Consider the following 23,210-nt stretch of genomic DNA (forward strand, 5'->3'; position numbering starts at 1 on the left):
TACTAGGCTGCGCCCAAATTCGTACGTGGCACAGTCTACAATAACGCCCTGAGCTTCACGGTGGGGCGGAAAGCGGAAAGTGTACCATTCTGTTAGACCGCGCGCCTTTGCGGATGTCACTCATCAGAGTGAAAAATAATGGATGTCAGAATTTTAAGTACGAAAAGTGTCTACGAAGCGAGGAAAAACCACATCGGCTGCGGGGTGCAGCCGATGTTTCAGTAGGAAAAATTAGGCAGAAGGCAGCGTCTTGTCGGCAGACAGGGCGCTAGGTTTATTGTTCAGCGTATCACGCAGCTGTTTCTCATCCAGTTGGTTGCACCACTTCGCCACCACCACGGTTGCAACGCCGTTACCCACCAGGTTGGTCAATGCACGCGCTTCTGACATAAAGCGGTCGATACCCAGGATCAGCGCCAGACCCGCCAGCGGCAAGTGGCCCACGGCCGAGATGGTTGCCGCCAGAACGATGAAACCGCTACCGGTAACACCTGCTGCCCCTTTCGAAGACAGCAGTAGTACAACCAGCAGTGTCACCTGGTGCATGATGTCCATGTGGGTGTTGGTTGCCTGGGCGATAAACACCGCTGCCATGGTCAGATAGATCGAGGTGCCGTCAAGGTTGAATGAGTAGCCGGTTGGAATCACCAAGCCGACGACCGACTTCTTGCAACCCAGTTTTTCCATTTTATCGAGCATGCGTGGCAGCACCGACTCGGAAGACGAAGTACCAAGCACGATCAACAGTTCTTCTTTGATATAACGGATAAATTTGAAAATGTTGAAGCCGTTGTAACGGGCAATCGAACCGAGGACCACCACCACAAACAGCACACAGGTGATATAGAAACAGGCGATCAACTGGCCCAGTTGCACCAGCGTACCCACACCGTATTTACCGATGGTGAACGCCATGGCACCGAACGCGCCCAGCGGGGCCAAGCGCATGATCATGTTGATAATGCCGAAGATCACGCGTGAGAAACTCTCAATCACGTTGAAGATCAACTGACCTTTTTCACCCAAGCGATGCAGGGCAAAACCGAACAGCACGGCAAACAGCAACACCTGCAGGATATTGCCGCTGGCAAATGCACCAATCACGCTGCCTGGAATAATGTCCAGCAGGAAGGGAATGATCCCCTGTTGCGACGCCTGTTCGGCATACACCGCCACCGCTTTGGCATCCAGCGTGCCAGGATCGACGTTCATCCCGGCACCGGGTTGCACCACGTTAACGATCACCAAGCCGATCAGCAGCGCAAGAGTACTGACGATTTCAAAGTACAGCAGTGCAATCGCCCCGGTCCGGCCAACGGCCTTCATGCTTTCCATACCCGCGATGCCGGTCACCACGGTACAGAAAATCACGGGTGCGATAATCATTTTGATTAATTTAACAAATCCATCACCCAGTGGTTTCATCTGGGCACCGATGTCAGGGTAAAAGTGGCCAAGCAGGATACCTAACGTAATGGCTGTCAGCACCTGAAAATAGAGGCTCTTAAAGATAGTTGTTTTCATATGAAATCCTTTGGGGGGAGACAACGCGGCAGGCGGACATTCACTCGTCCGTCCTGTTTATCGCTTGCGCGGAAAATAACACCCACATAACAACATGGAAATAATTTGTTGCACCCAAAAGCACCTATTGATGCGAATTTAAGAGCTGAAACGCGTCAGCTAAGCTGAAAAATTGAAAGCTGCGTAAGTTTTTCTTTGCACTAACGCAAAAGGGGTAGGGGTGAAGCGCGATTTTCGGACGCCACAAAAGTACCAGAAAATACGGGCATCCCTAAAAGAAGGTGGCGAAAAAACCGACTACACAGGCGAGCAGAATTGAGCCTCAAACGCCTCACGGGGCAATGGCTCGGCAAACAGAAAACCTTGACCATTGCGAATACCATGCTGCAAAAGCCAATCGCGCTGTACGTCGGTTTCAACACCTTCCGCCATCACAGGCAGGTCGAGCACCTCAGAGATGGAGCTGATGATACGGACGATTGCATCATCCTCCGGCAGGCCATCAATGAAGCTCTTGTCGATTTTAATCAAATCTATCGGCAAGCATTTGAGATGATTCAGGTAATTCAGGCTGGAATAGCCCATGCCAAAGTCATCCAGCGCGATAGACAGGCCCAAATCATGCAGTTCACGCAGCAATTCCAGCACATGCTCAAGATCGTTCAGGCGCACGGTTTCCGTAATTTCCAGCAACAGCTTGCCCGGTTCGATCTGATGCTGAGCTAACAGCTGTTTCAGGTGTGGGACAAAATCTTTATGTTGCACCTGAATCGCGGAAACATTCACCGCCAGTGGCAACCTGATACCTTGCTCTTGCCACTGCTCCAGAATACGGCAGGACTCTTCCAACACCCAGTTGCCGAGCGGGATAATAACGCCCAACTCTTCCGCCGATGGGATCACTTCCGTTGGCAACACAACGCTCCCATCGTGCTGCTGCCAGCGCAGCAACGCTTCGGCACCCAGCACCTGCTGGGTTTGCATATCCACCTGCGGTTGCAGAAACAGCGTAAACCGGCGCTGCTCAATCGCCTGTAAGATCTCGCTTTCCTGCGTCAGCCTTTTCTGCGTTTTTTCCGTCAGGCTTGGCTCAAAGAACAGGATCTGATTCTTGCCTTCACGATGGGCCGACATCATGGCCGACGTGGCGCTACGCAGCAGTTGCTCTGCGCCTTCCCCACGAAACGGAAAATGGGCAATACCGATGTTGGCGCTGGGCCGTAGCGACATTTGTTCCAAACTCAGCGGCTGATTGATTTCCGCCATAATGCGCCTGGCCAACTGCATGGCATGGAGTGGTTGTTCAATATTTTTCGCCAGAATGGCAAACTCGGCGTTACTCAACTGCGCCAGCACACAGTCAGTGCCTATGGCGGTCCGCAGTTTTCTCACCATCATCAGCAACAGCGTTTCACGTCTTGACGGGCTGAGTACGCCGGACACTTCGTGCAATGTTTCAATCCCGACCACCAGCAGGTTAAAACGCGCCGGGCGCGAACTGGAAGCCATGTGCTGTTCAAGCAATGCGGTAAACAACACCGAATTGGGCAATTCGGTAATCGAGTTATGGGTGCTGAGGCGGCTCATTTCAGTATGCGCTTTGGCCAGCATCTGCTGATTGCGGTTGTAATTGCGCACCAGCAAACCCAATTCGTCATCCTGGTGCTGAGCGGGCAACATCAGTTGGTGATAAGGCATATCTTCCGGCGAGATATTCTCCAGTTCCCGCACCATCGCGCGCAGTGGGTAAACCAGCAACCGATTCATACACCAGGTAATGGCGACGGACAGGATCAAGGCCAGTAACAGATAAGTCGACAACATCGTCGATAGCGTGCTGAGAATAAACTGGTACATGCGGAACGAATCAGCCTGTAACACCAGATAAGCCAGCGGCTGAGGATTGGCGGGCACCCGCTCCAGCGAATAAAGCGGCACGGAAATCTGCACCGGTAGCTCAAAAATACGCTCCAGCAGCGCAGGCACCGGCCGTTCAGGCGGGAAATTGGCATGCACGGCTTCAAACTCATTCGGCAATACGATGTACGCTCGCGTGAGGATCCCCACCGGCAGCAACGAATTGAGCACGTTCTCGGTTTCCGGCACATCCATGCGCAGCACGGCCTCGGCAAGCGGTTGGCGGACAGAGTGCGCGATACTCTCCAACTGATGGGCGTAATCATCCCTGCGCTGCTGCACAAAATGGAATAGCTGGATCACGATAAAGATACAGATTGTCACCAACGCAACACTGGACACCGTTGCCATCTGCTTAATCGTTAATGAACGCCTGACCTGCAAACCTTCTCTCCGCTCATGCGTGCTGCAATAAAAAGGGGCGGATACAGTATCCTCGCCCCTCGAACCGGTCTGAGTATACGCGATTGCTTCGTATTTTTGCCTGGCCAACCCTCTGGCTAAAGGCAGAAAAGCGCGGGTTTCAGTATTTTCCTAACTGGAATGCCCACAGGGTAACAAAACTAACCTGTAGGTGACACCCGAATCGACCGATTTCTCATTACTTGAAATCGGCGTATGGCGTCAGGGGTTGCGGTGGCAAATCGAGATCGCCTTGCCAACCGTCGAACGAGTAACGCAGATAAATCAGAGCGTGGCTTGGCGTGTAGTCTTTGGCCTGCTGGATATCGACCCCGGCCCCCATGGTCCAATGAGAGCTGAGGCGGCGCTCGATAATCGCCCGCAGCGTATAGCCGATCCCGGAGGAGGAACTGCCCGTTTCTACGTCAAACTTGTCTGGCAGTGAATCAGGGATCAACCCCTGTAACGGATAGCGTTTTTGGTCATTGGATTTCGAATGAGAAATCGACACCGAGCCCCCCACCTCCCAGGACCAGTTCTCGGTACGTTGACGATAGCTCATCGGAATGGCCAGCGAGGCATACTCCTGCGGGCTGTAATAGCCCCCTTGTCCCAGAGAATAACCGCTCAAATCCTTCTGATAGCGCATCAGCAGGGTACTGAGGCCAATAGTAGCGCGGCGGTTGTCCTCGTTGATGACTTTATAGTAATAACCGGCCATCAGGCGCTGGCGCTGGTTATTCTCAACGTTTTGGCCGGTGAGCTGATGAGCGCTGAGATCGGCCCAGACGCCGTTGGCTTCACCACGATCGTAACTGCCACTGAGGCTGATACCCGTCGCGCGTACGCCGCCCCAGGTGATACCGGTATTGGGATCGCGTGTGCCGCCAAACGCCAGCAATGAGCTGGAAACCGGTCGACGCGAGACACCCAGCCGCCAGCCGATATGGTTCCAATCGCCGTTGTACGCCAGACCACCGACCCAATCCACCACGTCAAACCCCATCGGTGTAGTACCCAGATCGGTTTCCCAACGATCGTTTTTCCAACCCACGGCCACGCTGGTGCCGGTGGCTCTCTGCCGTTCGTCACCGCTGCAACCCACCGTATGACAAGTCCCGAAGGTTTCGAACTGCTTGCCCTGAGCATCGGTAGAAAACCTGCCCGCATTCAGTTGAACGGTATCGGTACGGAAGAAAGCACGGCCGTCAGACAGCGGCATGTCCACCTGCAACATGGTGTCGTGCGCCTTGAGATCGGAGATCCCGCCGGTCCCGCTCGAACCCCAATAGTCATGATTCAGCGTGACCTTCACATCCTGCTGGCGGTAAAGATCGGCCGCATCGGAGCGGATACCGCGTTTCAACCAGTCATCGGTCGGATTGTTACGCGTCGCACGGGTATAGCTGTCATTATCCAGCAAAATAGCGGGCACCATGCCGCTGGCCAGCATTGCCTGGCGATAATCCTGCTGCGCCTCCGTTGGCCGCCGTTGCGCCTGCTCCAAGCGCGCGGCATCGCGGTACACCAGCGCTTTCGCCTGGCCAACGGGTTCGCGCACCGCGGCGGTTTTCAACTGCGTGAAGATGGCGGTCGCTTTCTGCGGTTCACCCACTGCGTACCAGGCATTAGCGAGCCGACGCTGGCCGTTGAGCGACGCCTCCTTCGGTGGCGCGGTTTGCAGCCGCTGATGTGCCTCAGCCAGCTTGCCTTCGGCCACGTAGGCTTCAATTTCTCCCAGCCGGGCATCCGGGTTACTCGGTTCGCGCAGGCGCACCCGCTGATAATTAGCCAACGCTTTGCCGTAGTCCTCTCTTGCCAACGCCCAATCGGCAAGCAGCAGATCGATACGCGTATCCGCCGGCTGCTGGCGCAGATAGGCAATCGCCCCCGGTTCATCGCCAGCGGTACGCCGTTTTTCGGCCTGATCCAGCGTTGCCTGCATCTGTAGGCGTTGTGCCATCTCACGCATATCATCGTTCCACTGCGCTTTCGGCAACGTATCCAGATGCGCCAATGCCTGACCATCGCGATCGCTGGCTGACAGATACAGCGCATAGGCATAAATTTGCTGCGGATCGTCAGGCTTTTGCTGCACCAGTTGGCGGAACAGCGCATCGGCCTGCTGTGGGTGCCAGTCCTGACGCAAAGCCTGCGCATAGTGATAGGTCAGCCAGACATCGCCTGGATCCATTTGATGGGCTTGCCGATATATCTCTACCGCTTGCGACCATTGCTGGTGCTGCGTCAACGCGTCGGCCTGCTGTTTCAGCATATCCAGTTGCAGGCCGTTGAGCGTATCGCGCAGCTTATCCTGTTGCCTGCGCGGCAGGCCGTTCAGATAGGCCAACGCCTTTTGCGGAGATTGGCGCTGGTAGATATTCACCAAGCCACGTACTGCACTGCCGCTGCTCGGATCCAGACGCAGCGCCTGCTGATAATATCGCTCTGCGGTAGCATCATCTTTATGGGCCACGGCAACGTCAGCAAGACCGATCAACGCGCTGTTATCACTACGGTCTATCTGCCGCGCCTGCTGGTATTTCTGCTGCGCCAGCGGCAGATTATTGGCTTTCAGCGCTTTATCACCCTCATCGATCGCCAGCCAATAGCGATTGCTCTGGATCAGGCTTTGCCATTTACCGCTGTCGTAGCCATTTTTATCTGCTTTCTGCGCCTGCAAGAACAGGCTCAATGCTTTCTGGCGGTTACCCGCACGCGCGTAGGCCAAGCCAAGCGCCCCCAGCACCTGCGCGTCATCCGGCGTACTGCTCAGCGCTTTTTTCAGTTCTGGGATCGCCGCGTGGCTTCCGCCTTTATCCACCTGCGCCAAACCGGCAATACGCGCCTGATAGGCCGGATCGGCCAACAGGGTCTGCTGTCTGGCTAATTCCTGCTGCGCACTGGCTGCCTGATCGCTGCTTTCAAACACGCTGAGGAAGCGGTTGAGCGCGCTCACGCTCTGCGGGCTGACCGGCATCACTTTGATTTTTTCCAGCCACAGATCGGCAGCAGGGCCGCGCCCAGCGGGATCGGCGGCAAGCTGCTGCAAAACGTCGTAGGCCTGTTTCTCCTGGTTTTGGCTGAAAAACAGCTGTGCCAATACCATTCGCAGGGAAATATTACCGGGGTACTGCTGATCCAGCCGTTGCAGCTTTTGCAGTGCCACAGGCTCTTGCCCCGGCAAACGGGCCACTAGTTTCCAGTATTCCACCGCCAGATCGAGGGTCGGTGGATCACCTTGGAAGAGTTGATCGTACTGTGCTTTAGCTTCCGGCAACCGGCCAGCGGCGGCCATCAAACGCGCCTGTTGCAGTTTCTGGCGCGTTTCCGGCTGAGTCAGCAACAGGTTCATCTCCGCCTGACGATAAGCGGCGGATTGTGGAGCGATATTCTTCAGTTTGTCCAACTGCTGTTGCGCCAGCACCTGATTGCCCTGACGCAAGGCCAGACGCATACGTGCCGAAATCACCTCAGGATTGTTCGGATCCATCAGTTCGAGACGATAAAGCGACTGACGCACCAGTTCGTCTTTATTGCTGGCCTCGCCAACGCGCACCTGTTCCAGCAGCCATTGCTCGGGAGCAACGGTTTCTGCACTTTGCGTCGTCAGCGGTAACATCGCCAGACTCAAAGGAAACAGGCACAACCAGTTTATTCTGAAGCTACGTATCGCCCACATAACATTTAGTCCCGCTCATCCGGCGACAGGCGGCGGCGGCTGTAAGCCTTCAGGGCACGCCACAGGAACAGCGCCAGAACCACCACCACCAATGTTGCTACAGCAGCAAGCCAAGCTGGGTGCGTCGCCAGCATATGCCAGACACGTTCCCACCATGGCAGATGGCCGACATAGTAAATATCCCCCACGCTCAGGCTGTTGACCCCCGACTCACGCAGTACCGCTACTGAGCCAAAGACGATGGCACGTTTAGCACCATCCAACAGCGCATCATTCAGCAACTCATAACCCCGGGGGCTATCCGCCAGCAACGCCACGATGCTACGTTGATCGTTAAACGGCGACTGTACACCGACAATCGCCGCCATGGCCCCTTCGGAGCTGATGGTGGTTTTGCTGTCTGGCGTTGCGTCATCCTGCTGTACTTTTATTTCCGGCAAAGGTAGCTGCCGCATCGGATGTTTCACCCAGCTTTGGGTCGCTTCTATCAGCAGGTTGATGTTCTTCTCGTCGCGCAGCTCAGGCGGAATGGTGCCAATCAGCAGGATATCGGCATCTTTATCCTTGGCCTGTGACCAATCATCGGCCAGCATAAATTCCAATGCTGGGAAACCGGTTTGAGCCCCTACATTCCCCAGTGCATTCAGCAGCGCGCTCACCTGGGCAGGCTGCGGTTGTGCGCCCACCAATACCAAAGTCTGTGACAGATCGGCCATGCGGCTGAACGGGAAACTGGCATTGGCAAAGGCACGCAGATCGGGCATCGCCATAAAGTGCCGGTAACCGGAGAAATCGATAGTGGAACTTCCGTCGATCACCGCATGGTTCGGTGCTACCGAATAGGTTTCGCATCGATCTGCCGTGCCGCTGCCCAGTAGCGTCGTATAGTCAAAGTCGAAACGTATCTGGTTTACCGCCTCAAGCTTCAGCGCCGGAATATTGACGGTTTTTTCGGAAGCAATCAGCCCCCGCCCCAGCGGAATACCTAATAGCTTGCCGTCCCGCTCGTTCTCTGGCAACAGCGGGGAAGCCTGCACAAATTGATTATTCAGGCTGATACTCAAGCGCGAACCATCCTGCACATGCGGGGCGGTATAACGATATCTCAGCGACATATCGATACCGGTGCTGCGGATCAGGAACAAGTCTGGCGGCAGATTCATATTCAGTGTGATCGGCCCCGGTTCAATCCCGCTGGTTTGCAACTGCCCGGCATATTGTTGCAGTTCGCTAAAGGTCATCGGGCGATCGGTACGCACCCAGTTTGGTGCATCGTAGGGCTGCCGCGGCAGAAGCTGCTCAACCTTATCCACCGTCAGACTCTGGCCGCGAAACAGGATGTTACCCTGTGCAATCCCGCGCACGGCGGTGATCAGATCGTTGTCATCACGCCCCTGAATCAGCAGCAGTTTCACATAGGGGTTATTCGGATGACTAACCATGGAGACCGTTGGCCCGTTCACCGGCGGAGCCTCTTTCAGGAAATCCGGCCGCTGCTGATTGGTCGCAAACACGATCGCATGCTGGCTAGGTAGCTGATTAAACAGCGTTGGGAACGACTGACCGCGCCACTGCGCCTTGCTGCCAAACCAGGAAGCCAGAATGCCTGCCGCGCGTTGCTGCATCAAATCCGGCTGCCCGGCGAACACCATCGGCAGATTTAACGGGCGATTATCGCGGCTGTCGAAGAAAGGCTCCGGGAAGTGCGACAGATCGTTTTCCAGCGGTAATTTCTGGAAGCGCAGGTTGAGTGAACTGGATTTGCTAATGTCCAACCACAAGACACTGTTAGCCGGATTTTCACAGATATTCTGATAATGGCCGACAAACTCCAGGCGCACGCGGTTAAAATCACTGATATAGCGCGGATCGATCGGCAACTGAACCTGATTGGGTTTACCCAATTGCTCTTTGGTAATGGTTTTCACCCCCATCAACTCGTCGTTGAGATAGACCTTCACGTGGGATTGCTCTGGGATCAGCGAAGGTGAGGGGGTAAACGTCAGATCCAGCATCGCTTGTGAAACCACTTCATCGCTGCGCACGCCAAATTCCACCTGCCCTTGAGGACGCGTTCCACGTAGGGCAAAGGTTCCCGGCGGCGGCGCGATCTGCGCGAAAGGTAGCTGCACATCACGCACCGGTGCGTTCGGATCCTCCGGCACGGCAGGTCTGATAGGCGTAGTGATAGAAGAGCCAACCGCCTCAGCCGCCGGTGGCAGCCCAAGGGCGATCGCTGAGGTCGGTGTTTCCGCCTGAGACAAGAAACTGATGCCTAAGGCCAATGCGGTAAACCAGGTTATTTGTCTCTTCATCATATCATCATCAAAGTTAGAACCTGCTCACGGGTGAGCGGTTGCAGAATATACTGCTTATGCCACAGCCAGTTTCTGAATCAAAGCTGGCTCCCTACCCACACTTTGCGGCATAAATGACACTACCCAGGCCGTCAACGTGGCTAAACCGGCAATAATGCCGCGAACGATCGGAGGGGAATAATCCGCCATTCGCATGTAACCGTGGACACCCAACATCAGTACATCACGCAGGCTTTCCACTGGCTTATCTTCAGGGAACCCGTCTTGCCACAGTGCCCAGGTATCAGCACGTGCAAAGGTACACTGAATAAATTCAATATGTTGATGAATGGAGAGTTCCTCTAAGCGCATGCCGACATGCACTCCGCTGGCACGCGTGATAAAGCAGGGGAAACTGAACTCCTGTAGGCCGCGCTTGAGCAATAGCAACGACTTATCACCTTCTTTAAACTGCCCCGCCACGCGCATTTCAACGCCAACACCGCCGTCAGAGTAATCACGTAAGGTGCAAGGGAACAGATGCCCATCGGCCTTAGCCAGGGACGCAGGCATGGCAATCTCTACCCGGTGTGACTGGCGCATCTGCTTGACCTCTACCGCAACCGCAATGGCGCCGCCGAGAATCAGCATGTTGTAAAAGACCCATACCAGGTTGAGCACCACCGTCATCAGTTCTTCACTCGGGCCGAACACAAGACGCCAGATACCAAACCCAATACCGGCCAGATTCAGGATGACCAGACACAAGTAAGGGCGGGTAATCACCCAATCGAAACGATCCTGGTCGGAGTGCCCCCCTTTGGCCGTGACGTTGAACTTGCTTTTATACGGATTGAACAGGGCGGCTGTGGTTGGCCTGGCGATATACCAGGCCAAAACGGTTTCGTAGATTTCACCCCAGAAAGAATAACGGTATTTGCTTTGAATACGCGAACTGGTCAGGCTGGCGTGGATCATGTGCGGCAAAACATACAGCGCGATCGCCAACGCAGGGGCATAGATGATGTAAGCATGCAGCAGCAGGAACACCAGCGGCGCAAGCAGGAAAATCAGGCGCGGGCCGCCAGAAAAAAAGTGTAGCATGGCGTTGGCGTAACACAATCGCTGCCCCAGCTTCAGCCCTTTACCCAACAATGGGTTATCCAGTCGAAAAATTTGCGCCATACCGCGCGCCCAGCGAATGCGCTGGCCCACATGGGCTGCCAGGCTTTCCGTTGCCAAGCCAGCGGCTTGCGGAATGCGGATATAGGCGGAGGTATGCCCAAGACGGTGCAAACGCAATGAGGTATGAGCATCTTCGGTCACGGTTTCCACCGCAATCCCCCCAATCTCATCCAGTGCGCTGCGGCGCAACACCGCACAGGAACCACAGAAGAAGGTGGCGTCCCACATATCGTTTCCATCTTGCACTAACCCATAAAACAGAGTGCCTTCGTTGGGCGTTTGGCGGAAACGACCCAGGTTGCGTTCAAAGGGATCCGGTGAAAAAAAATGGTGTGGCGTTTGCAACATCGCCAGTTTTTTATCTTTGAAGAACCAACCCATGGTCAGTTGAAGAAAGGATCGCGTTGAAACATGGTCACAATCGAAAATGGCTACAAATTCACCGGTGGCCTGCTTCAACGCGTTATTGATATTGCCCGCTTTAGCATGCTCATGGGTTGGCCGTGCGATGTAACGCACCCCCACCTGTTCCGCGAATGCTTTGAATTCAGGCCGATTGCCATCGTCAAGAATGTAGATAGTGAGTTTATCTTTAGGCCAGTCGATACCCAAAGCGGCATAAATCGCCGGCTTGACCACCCCCAGATCTTCGTTGTAGGTCGGCACCATCAGATCGACCGTCGGCCAGGAATCAACATCGCCCGGCATCGGCACCGGCTGGCGATGCAGCGGCCATGCCGTCTGGAAGTAACACAGTACCAGCACGGCCCAGGCATAGGTCTCGGCCACCAGCAGTAACAGCCCACAGACCAGGCTGAATGAATCGCCCCAATTCAGCGTCTCGGTGTAACGCCACCATAAATAGCGGCAAGAAACGGTGAGCGACAGCACGATCAGCATCAGGCTCGGTAAACGGCCAGGCAAGCGGCGAACCATCATCGCCACGCCCCACAACAGCAGCACAAAGACAAACTGAGCCCATAATTCGAATGGTTGAGAAATACACAGCAACGCCATCAGGGCCACTAACACCCCGACGGCGATAAACAAAGCCTGCCGCACTCGCCGGTTTAACTGGCTAAAGCGCTGCCACAAACGCTGCCCCAACTCAAATTGCTGTACACGCTGCGGGAAGCCTTTCATCCCCATAATGTAGCTCCGCTGCAGGCGCTGCCAACGCTCGGCGTAGTGACGTTTTTTCTGTGCCGGAGGGCGGCGAGTGATCAGCAACCAGGTGCACTGCAGCAGATAACGCAAAACGTCCGCAGGTTTCGGCTGGCTGCGTGAGATATGGGGGAACCAATGATGATGATTGGCCCTGATCCTCTGCCACTCTGGGGATTCAAAGCGCAGGAAAACCCAGCCCAGCAAAGTCATCAAGGTGTTGAAAAAAGCCGCAAAGGAAGAAGCTTTCCTCTGGCGATAGGTGCGATAACGCGCCTGTACCGCCTCACGAACAGGCGGAATCAGCAGCAGGCTTAATACCCGGCTCATACCGCAGTTCCCTGCAGATTGATCAGGCACCAGTTGACCAGCGTCAATACCTCCTCAGCGGCCAGGCTTTCTGGCCGGTATTCCCCCAGAGGCTGTTTCGCGGCCAGCGCTTCAAACAGTGCCTCATCGCGATGAATCATCAGCGGGATCAAGCCCGTCAGCGTTTGCAGCCAAAACTGGTGCAAATCTTCCTGCAATTGGCTGGCGGCCGAATAGGCATTAATCAGAAAATGGCAAGGGGTCGGTAAAGGCTGCTGATGCAGACGGGCATGGCAATTCGCATCGGGATTAAGCACCAGAAAAATACTATCGGCCAATGCCAACTGCTGCTGAATCAAGGGGGTGTTACCCGCAGGAATATCCAACAGGATCCAATTATATTGTTTCGAGGATTTTATCTGCTGTAAAAAATCCCGCCAGCGCTGTGGCGCGGCGCGGCATTGTTGATCTATCGTCGACTGCTCAGACAAGCTTAAGCGACCAAACGGCAGAAAATCGAGTTTTTTACAGTAACGCATGGCCCCCTGCTGCCAACCATCTCCATCAATTTCAGCCCTTGCCCAACCGCGGCCCAGCTCGTAGGGAGTGTTAAAATGCAAGCGCAACAGGTTATCCGGCGATAAATCAATCGCCAGTACTGACTCTCCTAATTCCTGGAATGCCCAAGAAAGCGCGGCGACCAACGAGGTGGTACCACTGCCGCCACGCACACCTTGCAATGCAATTACTGGCATGGGTCAGAAGCCCTCTTTTTTGTTACTAATTCAGCTAACAATGGCCAGCGATCCATCATTTTCGCCAGCCGTTCCTGACGCAAAATATCGATATAATTTAATTCAGGCAAAGAAAAGGCAAGGGTCAAGGCGACTAAATCGTCTTGCATCTCTGCCTGCTTTGCCGTACGGAAATGTGATAAATCGCCTTTATTCATTCTGCCACCTTCAAGAAAGTAGGCTAATGTTAAATGACTATAGCAACGATCGAAGAAAAACAACCAATAAGATGAATTTTAAAGAGTATTATGACATAGGCCAGAAAGTCCTGTTATTCTTGACCTCAACGTCACGGTTTTTCAGTGGCTGAATCTGTCAGTTCTGTGACACTTTCGACGAAAAGCAGAATAAAACGATGGCGAACTCTTATGTATTAGGTATCCGACAAATATGGGAAGAGTTGTCGGTAATGCAATCTCCCGGGTTTTACTGGGTTAATGTCGATCGCCAGACCGATGCGAATTTGTTTTGCCGACAAATAATCGCCGCTCAGACAGAAGAGAGCCTATTGGCATTGATTTGCAGCCATGACAAACCGAATAACTTACTGGCCGATCTCCCTTCACCTGCCATAAAAAAAGTCCCCCTGTTTACTCTGCCGGACAATAAAGCCGCGCTACTGTATTTACACGACGACTTGATGCGGACATTAAACCCCAAAAACCGCCTGTTGATCCTGCTGGCTCAAGCTGATCTATGGCAAAAGTTCACTGATGATGAACTGCGCAAATGGTCATACAGCATCGCCAAATGGTTGCGTCAGCGGCAGTGCACCATGGTGATCCTCAGTTACGGCAGTGGCGTCAATCAGCTCCGTGGGCAACTCGGCGGAGAACACCGCATTTTTAACGGATTGTCCAGCCTGCACTGGCAACAGGACAGCGCACAATACCTGATCAACTGGTGGACTACGCCGCGTTGTATCAACGCTAACCAACTGGTGACGCTATACCCAACGCCACAAGGCTGGCTGGCCGAAGAGGAAGAAAGTATTTCGCTGCACACTCAGGTCGTCAGCGACGCAGGCCGCTATCTGGCGGAAAGGAGCATCCTTGAAGGCGCGCCGCCGCTGTCCGCCAACTGGCAACTGTTCGAGAACAGCACATTGCTGACCCAGCAAGGCATGCAAGCCATGGCGGCAACGCTGGTTTTTGCGCTCTATCAAAGTGACCAGATCAATACGCTGGCTCACCAGATCCACAACCTGCGCCGCCAACGCGGTAATGGGCTGAAAATCGTGGTGCGTGAAATGAGCGCCAGCCTGCGTTACAGCGATGAGCGTCTGCTACTGGCCTGCGGTGCCAGTCTGATCGTGCCGCATGCTGCACCGCTGTCGAGTTTTCTGACCATGCTGGAAGGGATCCAGGGGCTGCGTTTGTCACGACATATCCCCGTCAATATCGATGCTCTGATTGCCGGGCTTCAGCCATTGCCGGTGAAAGGGTATCTGCCGCTGGAGGATTTCAGCAAAACGGTGGTGTCGCTGCTGGAAAATACCTTGCTGCCGGAGGATGGCAAAGGCGTGATGGTCGCGCTACGCCCCGTTCCTGGGTTGAGCGCTCGGCAGTCCATGACCTTGTGCCACCAGCGCCGCTTCGGCGATGTTATGACCGTGGCACAAAACCGCTTGTTCCTGTTCCTGTCTACCTGCCGGATTAACGATCTGGACACGGCGCTGAAATTCATCTTCCGGCTACCGGTGCGTGAAGCCTTCAGCAACTGGGTGGTCTGGTATGAGGACATAGATATCCTCTCTGAAATCAACCGGCTCGCGCACAATATGGAACTGGCCAAATCCGCCGTCAAACGCGATCTGAAGGCAACACCAAAAACTGCCGCCATTATCGAAGAAACCCTGGCAGAACAACGTCGTCAACCGGTGCCTTTCACACTGTTAAACCACGAACAAGGGGAACAAGGATGAACGACATTACCGATATCATGCAGATCATGCTCCTGTGCGCGATCGTCTTCATCCCCTTGGGGTACGCCCTACATCGCCGTTTCCCAAACTGGCGTCAGCATTGTCAAAATCGGCTGTTATCGCCACGCTATTTAAAACCAGCAGGGCTGTGGACTCGTGAAGGTTCCTCCTCTTCTCAGATGAAGCGTAAAAACCATAATGGATAAAAACAAAACAACGCCGCCTGAGCCGGGTTTGTGGCGCTACTGGCGCGGCCTTAGCGGTTGGAACTTTTACTTTTTGGTCAAATTCAGCCTGCTGTGGTTTGGCTATCTGAATTTCCATGCGCTGCCAAACCTGGTGTTCATGGCATTTTTGCTGATGCCGATCCCATCGCCTCGGCTGCACCGCTGGCGGCACATCATTGCCATTCCCATCGGTATAGGTCTGTTCTACCACGACACCTGGCTGCCCAGTGTTAACAGCATCATCAACCAAGGTTCACAACTTACGGATTTCAGTGCCTCGTATCTGCTTGAGTTGGTCGATCGCTTTATCAACTGGCAGATGCTTGGTGTAGCCTTTGTCATGCTGGTTGCCTATCTGTTTCTGGCGCAATGGTTACGGATCACGGTGTTTACCGTCGCCGCCATGGTGTGGCTAAACGTGGTTAATATGACTGGCCCGACAGTGGCCTTGCTGCCAACCGCCAATACCGCAGCGGTGCCGGTTGCCGCCCCGGCTAATGAAGCCGCTCCTGGCAGCGGCCAGTCAGCCACCAATGGCCCCGCCACCAACGCCAATCTCACCGCCAATCTGGAACAGTTTTACGCTCAGGAAAGAACCCGCGCCACGGTCTTTCCGGCCGCACTGCCCAGCGATGCTCAACCGTTCGATCTGTTGATCATCAATATCTGTTCGCTGGCCTGGGCCGATCTGGATGCGACTAATCTGCGTAACCATCCGCTGTGGGACAAGATGGACATTATGTTCACCAACTTCAACTCGGCAACCGCCTACAGCGGCCCGGCGGCCATCCGCCTGTTGCGTGCCAGCTGCGGCCAGGATTCGCACCACGATCTTTATCAACCCGCCGAGCAGCAGTGTTACCTGTTTGATAATCTGGCCAAACTCGGCTTTAAACCGCAACTGATGCTGGACCACTCAGGCGTATTCGGTGATTACCTGAAAAACCTGCGTACCGATGGCGGTTTACAGGCCCCCCTGATGTCACAAGCGGGTATCAGCAACCAACTGGCCTCTTTCGACGGCGAACCGATTTATAACGATCTGGAACTGCTCAACCGCTGGCTCGATCAGCAGCAAAAAGGCACAGATGCCCGCACGGCAACCTTCTTCAACGTTATTCCATTACACGATGGCGATCGATTTGTCGGTGCCAACAAGGCCGCAGATTACCAGCCACGGGCGCAGAAGCTGTTAGATCAGTTGGACACCTTCTTTGATGAGCTGCAAAAATCCGGGCGCAAAGTGATGGTAGTGCTCGTACCGGAGCACGGCGCCGCGCTGATTGGCGACAAAATGCAAATGTCTGGCCTGCGCGATATTCCAAGCCCAAGCATCACGCACACGCCAGTGGGCATCAAGCTGATCGGCATGCAGGCCCCGCATCAGGGCAGCCCGTTTGTGATTAAAACGCCGAGCAGCTATCTGGCGCTGTCTGAGCTGGTATCTCGACTGGTGGATGGCAAGGTCTTTACCGCGCCAAACGTCAACTGGCAAACGCTGACCCAGGGCCTGCCACAAACCGCCGCCGTTTCCGAGAATGACAACGCGATTATCATGCAGTATCAGGGCAAGCCGTATATTCGCCTCAACGGTGGCGACTGGGTGCCTTATCCGCAGTAAACAGCCTGGCTCGCCAATGGGCACGCCTTCGGGCGTGCTCAGACTGCTGACAAAGCCCGTTATTAGGGAGAACGTGCCGAAGGGGTCGTAGCGGCGTAAGCCGCCGGAGCGCCCCTCGGTGCGCTAGGCCCGGGTATCTCGGGCTTAATACCACTTTGTCATCAAGCTCAGCACGCCTTATCCAACCCGCAAAAAATAAAAAACGCCGATATCTCTACCGGCGTTGGATTCATTCAGTTGCAGAACACAGCCTCAGGAACCTGAAGCTTCATCCTGATCGACCGCAAAGCACGCCACCATCTGCTCACCGTACTTTTTCAGCTGCGGCTGCAACTGCGTACAGGTGCCAAAGGCGCGGCGACAGCGGGCGTTGAACGCACAGCCCGGCGGTGGGTTCATCGGGCTTGGCAACTCACCGGTCAGTTTGATGCGTTCGCGGCGCATATCCGGGTTCAGGCGCGGCGTGGCAGAAAGCAGCGCCTGCGTATACGGATGCCGTGGGTTGTTGAAGATCGCGTCTTTACTGCCCTTCTCCACGCAGCGGCCGAGGTACATCACCATCACTTCATCGGCAATATGTTCGACAACCGACAGATCGTGGGAAATAAACACATAAGACAGACCCAGATCCTGCTGTAAATCCATCATCAGGTTCAGCACCTGCGCTCGCACCGAAACGTCGAGCGCAGACACCGGTTCATCGGCGATCACCACGTCCGGGTTAAGCATCAGCCCACGTGCGATGGCAATACGCTGACGCTGCCCGCCGGAGAACATGTGCGGATAGCGATCGTAATGCTCGGTTTTCAGGCCGACTTTCGCCATCATCGCCAACACTTTCTCGCGCCGCTCGGCAGTGGACAGCGTGGTATTGATCAACAGCGGCTCCTCGAGGATCTGCCCGACCTTCTTGCGCGGGTTAAGCGATCCATAAGGATTCTGGAACACGATCTGGATCTTCTGGCGGCGCAGCTTTTCCGCCGAGACGTCCGGCTTCAGCAGATCCTGCCCCTGATAGTACAACTCACCACCGGTCGGGATTTCGATCATCGTCAGCAGGCGGCCCAGCGTGGATTTACCACAGCCAGACTCCCCCACCACCGCCAGCGTTTTACCACGCTCCAGCGTAAAGGAAACGCCGTCCAGCGCTTTCACCAACTGTTCTGGGGCAAACATCCCCTTCTTGACCGGATAGTGTTTTTTCAGGTCAATGGCCTGCAATAAAGGGTGATTCTGGCTCATACGGTCGGCCTCCCCGCATCATCCAGCGGTGTGTGACATTTAACCTGACGGCCAGGAATGGTGCTCAGCTCAGGCTCCTCAGTACGGCAACGCTCGTTGGCATACGGGCAGCGCGGGTTGAGCAAACAGCCTTCCGGCCGATCGTATTTCCCCAGCACTACGCCCGGCAACGACGCCAAGCGCGCCTTGTCGGCGGCAAATTCCGGCAGCGCACGTAACAGCGCCTGCGTATAGGGATGGCGCGGCGCACGGAAGATCTCCGATGCCTTGCCCGATTCCACCACCTGCCCGGCATACATCACAATGATGTGATGTGCCGCTTCCGCCACCAAGGCCAGATCGTGAGTGATCAGCAGCAGCGCCATATTTTCCCGCTGTTGCAATTCCAGCAGCAGTTCGATGATCTGTGCCTGGATGGTCACGTCGAGCGCGGTGGTCGGTTCATCGGCAATCAACAGCTTGGGCCGACAGGCGATCGCCATGGCGATCATCACACGCTGGCTCATGCCACCGGAAAGCTGATGCGGATACACATCCAACCGCGAGGCCGGATCGGGGATGCCTACCAACGTCAACAGATCGATAGCACGGCTGCGACGGGTGCGGCGGTTACCGCCCTGATGCACCTTCAACGCTTCCATAATCTGGTAACCGACGGTGTAGCATGGGTTCAGGCTGGTCATCGGATCCTGGAAAATCATCGCCACTTCAGAGCCCACCAACTGGCGGCGCTCCTTTTCGGAGATCTTGCGCAGGTCCTGGCCGTTGAACTCCAGCTTGTCGGCCATCACCTTGCCGGGATAATCAATCAACCCCATGATCGCCAGCGAACTGACGGATTTACCGGAGCCGGATTCACCGACGATGCCAACCACTTGCCCCTGTTCCACGCTATAGCTAATTCGGTCTACCGCGCGAAACGGCGTACCTTCGTCACCGAAGTGCACCGAAAGTTTGTCTACATTCAATAATGCCATGATCCGGTCCTCGTCACTGCTTGAGTTTGGGGTCGAGGGCATCACGCAAGCCGTCCCCCATCAGGTTAAATGCCAGAACCGTCAGCAGAATTGCCACACCTGGGAAAGTCACTACCCACCAGGCACTTTGCGCGAACTGCAGTACATCGGAGAGCATGGTGCCCCATTCTGGCGTTGGCGGTTGCGCGCCCATACCGAGAAAGCCGAGAGCGGCCATATCCAGAATGGCATTCGAGAAACCAAGAGACGCCTGCACGATCAGCGGTGCCAGGCAGTTTGGCAGAATATTGACGAACATCTGACGCAGCGCGCCAGCGCCCGCTACGCGCGAAGCGGTGACGTAATCGCGGTTGACCTCCACCAGCACCGCCGCACGGGTTAACCGCACGTAGTGAGGCAAGGCCACAAACGTCAGCGCCAACGAGGCGTTAACGATCGACGGGCCAAATACCGCCACCAGCACCAGGGCCAGCAGCAGGCTTGGCAATGCCAGCATGATGTCGACGATACGCATGATGATCGCATCCACCACGCCGCCGAAATAGCCTGCCAGCAAACCAAACACCACGCCCATAATCAGCGACAGTACCACCACCAGACAGCCCACCAGCAGCGACAGGCGCGCGCCGTACATCAGGCGCGACAGCATATCGCGCCCCACATCGTCGGTCCCCAGCAGATACTGCCAGCTACCGCCTTCCTGCCAGACCGGTGGCTTGAGCAGGGCATCGCGGAATTGTTCTGCCGGGGCGTGTGGTGCCAGGAACCCGGCGCCAATCGCCAACACCAACATGATGATGATATAAACCAGGCCGACCACGGCCCCTTTGTTGCGCTTGAAATAGTGCCAGAACTCCTGGAACGGGGTCATTGGCTTCGGCGCACCTTTCACTACCGACTCGGTAACTTGAGACATCAGAGCGCCCCTTATTTCTTGTGGCGAATACGCGGGTTGACCACGCCGTAGAGCACGTCTACCAGCAGGTTAACCAGAATAATCATACAGGCGACCAGCAACACGCCGCCCTGAACAACCGGATAGTCGCGGCGTTGCAGCGCGTCCATCAGCCAACGGCCCAGCCCCGGCCAGGAGAAGATGGTTTCGGTCAGGATCGCACCGGCCAGCATGGTGCCAACCTGTAAACCGATCACCGTCACCACCGGCAGCAGAGCGTTACGCAGCGCATGCACCACGATCACCCGCATACGGCTCACCCCTTTGGCACGCGCGGTGCGGATGTAGTCTTCACCCAGCACTTCCAGCATGGAGGAACGGGTCATACGCACGATCACCGCCAGCGGAATGGTGCCCAGCACGATCGCAGGCAGGATCATATGCATCACCGCATCTTTGAAGTCGCCCGGTTCACCCCAGATCAGGGTATCGATCAGCATAAAACCGGTCAGCGGCAGGCTGTCATCCAGGAACACCGTGTCACTGACCCGCCCCGACACCGGCGTCAGGTTAAGCTGCACCGACACCAGCATGATCAGCATCATGCCCCACCAGAAAATCGGCATGGAGTAGCCGGTCAGGGAGATGCCCACGGCGGTGTGATCGAAGACCGAACCGCGTTTAACCGCCGCCAGCACCCCAACCGGAATACCGACGATCACCGCGAAAAGCATCGCGCAGAGACCCAGTTCCAGCGTGGCCTTAAAGCGCGGGACAAACTCTGTCCAAACGGAAATACGGCTCTTGAGTGACGTACCCAGATCGCCATGCAGCACGTTGGATACGTAATGGAAGTATTGTTGAAACAGTGGCTTGTCCAGCCCCATTTCTGCCATGAGTTGTGCATGGCGCTCTGCGGAGATCCCGCGTTCCCCGGCCATGATGGTCACCGGGTCACCGGGGATCATATGGACGAATGCAAAAGTCAGCAACGTTATGCCGATAAACGTTGGGATAACTAACCCCAAACGTCGGAGTATGAACTGCAACATATCCCGAACTCTCTGTATCAATGCCCGGCAGATCATCGCCCGCCAAGCTTATTAAAACTCACATGCTTCACAACATTCCTTTAGGGACAGGAATGCAGGGGCGCAACCCGTTGCGCCCCTGCACATTCACCGTACCTATCCTGGCTTTTAACCCGGCTGGTAGGCCAGAGAGCAAGGCGTGCGGTGCACAACAATCGACGCATATTATTTAAGATAGGCGAGATTGTGGGCAGCGCACGGCTGTCTGGCCGTGCTGCGAATTAAAATTTAATCCAGAGAAACGTGTTGGAAATCGTGCAGGCCCAGTGGATTAACCACGTAGCCCTTCACTTCTTTACGCACTGGCTCATAAACGGTTGAATGGGCAACAATCAGCGCCGGAGCCTGATCGTGCATCACTACCTGAGCCTGTTTGTAGAGCTCTGCACGCTTGTCGTGGTTCGCTTCTGAACGTGCTGGCTGGATCAGATCCTCAAACGGCTTATAGCACCAGCGCGCATAGTTGGAGCCATCTTTGGCCGCCGCACAGCTGAACAGGGTAGCGAAGAAGTTGTCCGGATCCCCATTGTCCCCGGTCCAGCCCATCATCACCGCCTGATGTTCACCCTCTTTGGCACGCTTGAGATATTCGCCCCACTCGTAGCTGACGATATTGGCCTTAACGCCAATCTTCGCCCAGTCAGACTGGATCATCTCGGCCATACGACGCGCGTTCGGGTTATACGGACGCTGTACCGGCATCGCCCACAGATCGATGGCGAAACCATCCGGCAGGCCAGCCTCTTTCAGCAGCTCTTTCGCCTTGGCAGGGTCGTAAACGTAATCCTGCACCGCATCGTTGTAGCCCCACATGGTCGGTGGGATCAGGTTTTTAGCTAGCTGACCCGCCCCCTGATAGACCGCCTCGATGATTGCCTGTTTGTTCACCGCCATGGTCAGTGCCTGACGCACCTTCACGTTATCCAGCGGTTTTTTCTCAACGTTGAACGCTACATAACCCACGTTCAAACCAGGTTGTTCCATCAGATTGATGGTTTTGTCCTGCTTCATACGGGCAATATCAGCCGGGTTCGGGTACGGCATGACCTGGCACTCGTTTTTCTGCAGCTTGGCGTAACGCACGGACGCATCCGGCGTGATGGCGAACACTAAGCGATCAATTTTCGGCTTGGTGCCCCAGAAACCGTCAAAAGCCTTGTACAGGATTTTAGAGTCTTTCTGGTATTGCAGCAGTTGGAATGGCCCGGTGCCCACCGGGTTCAGATCCACTTTATCCGGCGTACCGGCTTTCAGCATATTGTCGGCATATTCCGCAGACAGAATGGAGGCAAAACCCATTCCCAGGTTGGCCAGGAACGGTGACTCTGGGCGATTCAGGTGGAAACGCACTGTCTGATCGTCCACTTTCTCAATCTTGGCAATCAAATCACCCATGCCCATCCCTTGGAAGTACTCATAAGTACCGCCAGAAACTTTGTGGTAAGGATGATTGTTATCAAGCTGACGTTGGAAGGAGAAAAGAACGTCATCGGCATTCAAATCACGCGTTGGCTTGAAATCTTTGGTGCTGTGCCACTTCACGCCTTGGCGCAGGTGGAAGGTATAGGTTTTACCGTCTTCGCTGACTTCCCACTTCTCTGCCAGGCCGGGCTCCAGCTCAGTGGTACCCGGTTTGAACTGAACCAGACTGTTATAGATTGGAATTGCACTGGCATCCAAAGTAGTACCAGAGGTGAACAACTGCGGGTTAAAGCCTTCCGGCGAGCCTTCAGAACAGTAAACCAGTGTTTTTGCCTGTACGCTGGCCGCTACGGTCAACGCGATCAGCCCAATACCGAATTTCACAATCCCCGATTTTGCCAAGGAACTTGTCATCGCTCGTGCTCCAATTAGTGTGATGTGGTGTGTGTACACCCTCATTTTCACGCCACAGCGACATGGGCTGCAACTTGAAACCTATTGGGTAAATACTGCCAGGCCCTATATTTTTTTGTTACG

15 protein-coding genes are annotated in these 23,210 nt (G+C 55.1%); 3 read left to right on the plus strand and 12 right to left on the minus strand.

Annotated elements, in window-relative coordinates; all coding sequences use genetic code 11:
* Positions 1 to 231: 231 nt before the first annotated feature.
* The 7 genes from AC2A1E_RS07470 to bcsR all read right to left on the minus strand — a co-directional run bounded on the left by AC2A1E_RS07470 (position 232) and on the right by bcsR (position 13,432).
* A complete protein-coding gene (locus tag AC2A1E_RS07470) occupies positions 232 to 1,524 on the minus strand; it encodes a dicarboxylate/amino acid:cation symporter (RefSeq protein WP_484383223.1) in 1,293 nt (430 codons plus the stop codon).
* A gap of 297 nt (positions 1,525 to 1,821) precedes the next feature.
* On the minus strand, positions 1,822 to 3,825 hold the full coding sequence (gene hmsP, locus AC2A1E_RS07475; RefSeq protein ID WP_484383224.1) for a biofilm formation regulator HmsP: 2,004 nt from the start codon (positions 3,823 to 3,825) through the stop codon (positions 1,822 to 1,824).
* Positions 3,826 to 4,042: 217 nt separating this feature from the next.
* Positions 4,043 to 7,516, minus strand: coding sequence for a cellulose synthase complex outer membrane protein BcsC (gene bcsC, locus AC2A1E_RS07480; RefSeq protein ID WP_484383250.1), 3,474 nt, complete (start codon positions 7,514 to 7,516; stop codon positions 4,043 to 4,045).
* Between the two features lie 14 nt (positions 7,517 to 7,530).
* Entirely contained in the window at positions 7,531 to 9,840 is a 2,310-nt protein-coding gene (gene bcsB, locus AC2A1E_RS07485) for a cellulose biosynthesis cyclic di-GMP-binding regulatory protein BcsB (protein ID WP_484383251.1), read from the minus strand.
* Positions 9,841 to 9,897: 57 nt separating this feature from the next.
* Positions 9,898 to 12,501 (minus strand): UDP-forming cellulose synthase catalytic subunit, encoded by a 2,604-nt coding sequence (gene bcsA / locus AC2A1E_RS07490; RefSeq protein WP_484383225.1) that lies wholly within the window; start codon positions 12,499 to 12,501, stop codon positions 9,898 to 9,900.
* Complete coding sequence (bcsQ, locus tag AC2A1E_RS07495) at positions 12,498 to 13,235, minus strand: cellulose biosynthesis protein BcsQ (RefSeq protein WP_484383226.1); 738 nt, start codon at positions 13,233 to 13,235, stop codon at positions 12,498 to 12,500. The genes bcsA and bcsQ overlap by 4 nt, the downstream gene beginning before the upstream one ends.
* Complete coding sequence (bcsR, locus tag AC2A1E_RS07500; RefSeq protein ID WP_484383227.1) at positions 13,226 to 13,432, minus strand: cellulose biosynthesis protein BcsR; 207 nt, start codon at positions 13,430 to 13,432, stop codon at positions 13,226 to 13,228. Before bcsR ends, bcsQ begins: the two co-directional genes overlap by 10 nt.
* Before the next feature lie 197 nt (positions 13,433 to 13,629).
* On the opposite strand from bcsR, the gene bcsE reads away from it, so the two are divergent.
* The 3 genes from bcsE to bcsG are packed head-to-tail and all read left to right on the plus strand — an operon-like array spanning position 13,630 to position 17,046.
* Entirely contained in the window at positions 13,630 to 15,198 is a 1,569-nt protein-coding gene (gene bcsE, locus AC2A1E_RS07505) for a cellulose biosynthesis protein BcsE (RefSeq protein ID WP_484383228.1), read from the plus strand.
* Entirely contained in the window at positions 15,195 to 15,404 is a 210-nt protein-coding gene (gene bcsF / locus AC2A1E_RS07510) for a cellulose biosynthesis protein BcsF (RefSeq protein WP_484383229.1), read from the plus strand. Before bcsE ends, bcsF begins: the two co-directional genes overlap by 4 nt.
* Entirely contained in the window at positions 15,397 to 17,046 is a 1,650-nt protein-coding gene (gene bcsG / locus AC2A1E_RS07515; protein WP_484383230.1) for a cellulose biosynthesis protein BcsG, read from the plus strand. The genes bcsF and bcsG overlap by 8 nt, the downstream gene beginning before the upstream one ends.
* 252 nt (positions 17,047 to 17,298) lie before the next feature.
* Here the strand turns inward: bcsG and dppF are convergent, their stop codons facing one another.
* The 5 genes from dppF to dppA all read right to left on the minus strand — a co-directional run bounded on the left by dppF (position 17,299) and on the right by dppA (position 23,087).
* The gene (gene dppF / locus AC2A1E_RS07520) at positions 17,299 to 18,288 is read right to left on the minus strand and encodes a dipeptide ABC transporter ATP-binding subunit DppF (RefSeq protein WP_484383231.1); all 990 of its coding nucleotides are present in this window, start codon (positions 18,286 to 18,288) and stop codon (positions 17,299 to 17,301) included.
* Positions 18,285 to 19,265: a dipeptide ABC transporter ATP-binding protein gene (gene dppD / locus AC2A1E_RS07525; protein ID WP_484383232.1), complete on the minus strand. Its 981-nt coding sequence runs from the start codon at positions 19,263 to 19,265 to the stop codon at positions 18,285 to 18,287. The genes dppF and dppD overlap by 4 nt, the downstream gene beginning before the upstream one ends.
* Positions 19,266 to 19,278: 13 nt before the next feature.
* The gene (gene dppC / locus AC2A1E_RS07530; RefSeq protein WP_473189126.1) at positions 19,279 to 20,181 is read right to left on the minus strand and encodes a dipeptide ABC transporter permease DppC; all 903 of its coding nucleotides are present in this window, start codon (positions 20,179 to 20,181) and stop codon (positions 19,279 to 19,281) included.
* An 11-nt stretch (positions 20,182 to 20,192) separates the two neighbouring features.
* Positions 20,193 to 21,212, minus strand: coding sequence for a dipeptide ABC transporter permease DppB (gene dppB / locus AC2A1E_RS07535; protein WP_484383233.1), 1,020 nt, complete (start codon positions 21,210 to 21,212; stop codon positions 20,193 to 20,195).
* 267 nt (positions 21,213 to 21,479) lie between these two features.
* Positions 21,480 to 23,087: a dipeptide ABC transporter periplasmic-binding protein DppA gene (gene dppA / locus AC2A1E_RS07540; RefSeq protein WP_484383234.1), complete on the minus strand. Its 1,608-nt coding sequence runs from the start codon at positions 23,085 to 23,087 to the stop codon at positions 21,480 to 21,482.
* Positions 23,088 to 23,210 lie beyond the last annotated feature (123 nt).

The organism is Serratia sp. HNCC26DJ206, assembly GCF_057180605.1.

Bases quoted from the DNA above. Each gene is read 5' to 3' on its own strand.
- bcsB (WP_484383251.1), bottom strand. From the start codon at position 9,840: ATGAAGAGACAAATAACCTGGTTTACCGCATTGGCCTTAGGCATCAGT.
- dppD (WP_484383232.1), bottom strand. From the start codon at position 19,265: ATGGCATTATTGAATGTAGACAAACTTTCGGTGCACTTCGGTGACGAA.
- bcsG (WP_484383230.1), top strand. From the start codon at position 15,397: ATGGATAAAAACAAAACAACGCCGCCTGAGCCGGGTTTGTGGCGCTAC.
- bcsF (WP_484383229.1), top strand. From the start codon at position 15,195: ATGAACGACATTACCGATATCATGCAGATCATGCTCCTGTGCGCGATC.
- dppA (WP_484383234.1), bottom strand. From the start codon at position 23,087: ATGACAAGTTCCTTGGCAAAATCGGGGATTGTGAAATTCGGTATTGGG.
- bcsA (WP_484383225.1), bottom strand. From the start codon at position 12,501: ATGAGCCGGGTATTAAGCCTGCTGCTGATTCCGCCTGTTCGTGAGGCG.
- bcsQ (WP_484383226.1), bottom strand. From the start codon at position 13,235: ATGCCAGTAATTGCATTGCAAGGTGTGCGTGGCGGCAGTGGTACCACC.
- bcsE (WP_484383228.1), top strand. From the start codon at position 13,630: ATGGCGAACTCTTATGTATTAGGTATCCGACAAATATGGGAAGAGTTG.
- AC2A1E_RS07470 (WP_484383223.1), bottom strand. From the start codon at position 1,524: ATGAAAACAACTATCTTTAAGAGCCTCTATTTTCAGGTGCTGACAGCC.
- bcsR (WP_484383227.1), bottom strand. From the start codon at position 13,432: ATGAATAAAGGCGATTTATCACATTTCCGTACGGCAAAGCAGGCAGAG.
- dppB (WP_484383233.1), bottom strand. From the start codon at position 21,212: ATGTTGCAGTTCATACTCCGACGTTTGGGGTTAGTTATCCCAACGTTT.
- dppF (WP_484383231.1), bottom strand. From the start codon at position 18,288: ATGAGCCAGAATCACCCTTTATTGCAGGCCATTGACCTGAAAAAACAC.
- dppC (WP_473189126.1), bottom strand. From the start codon at position 20,181: ATGTCTCAAGTTACCGAGTCGGTAGTGAAAGGTGCGCCGAAGCCAATG.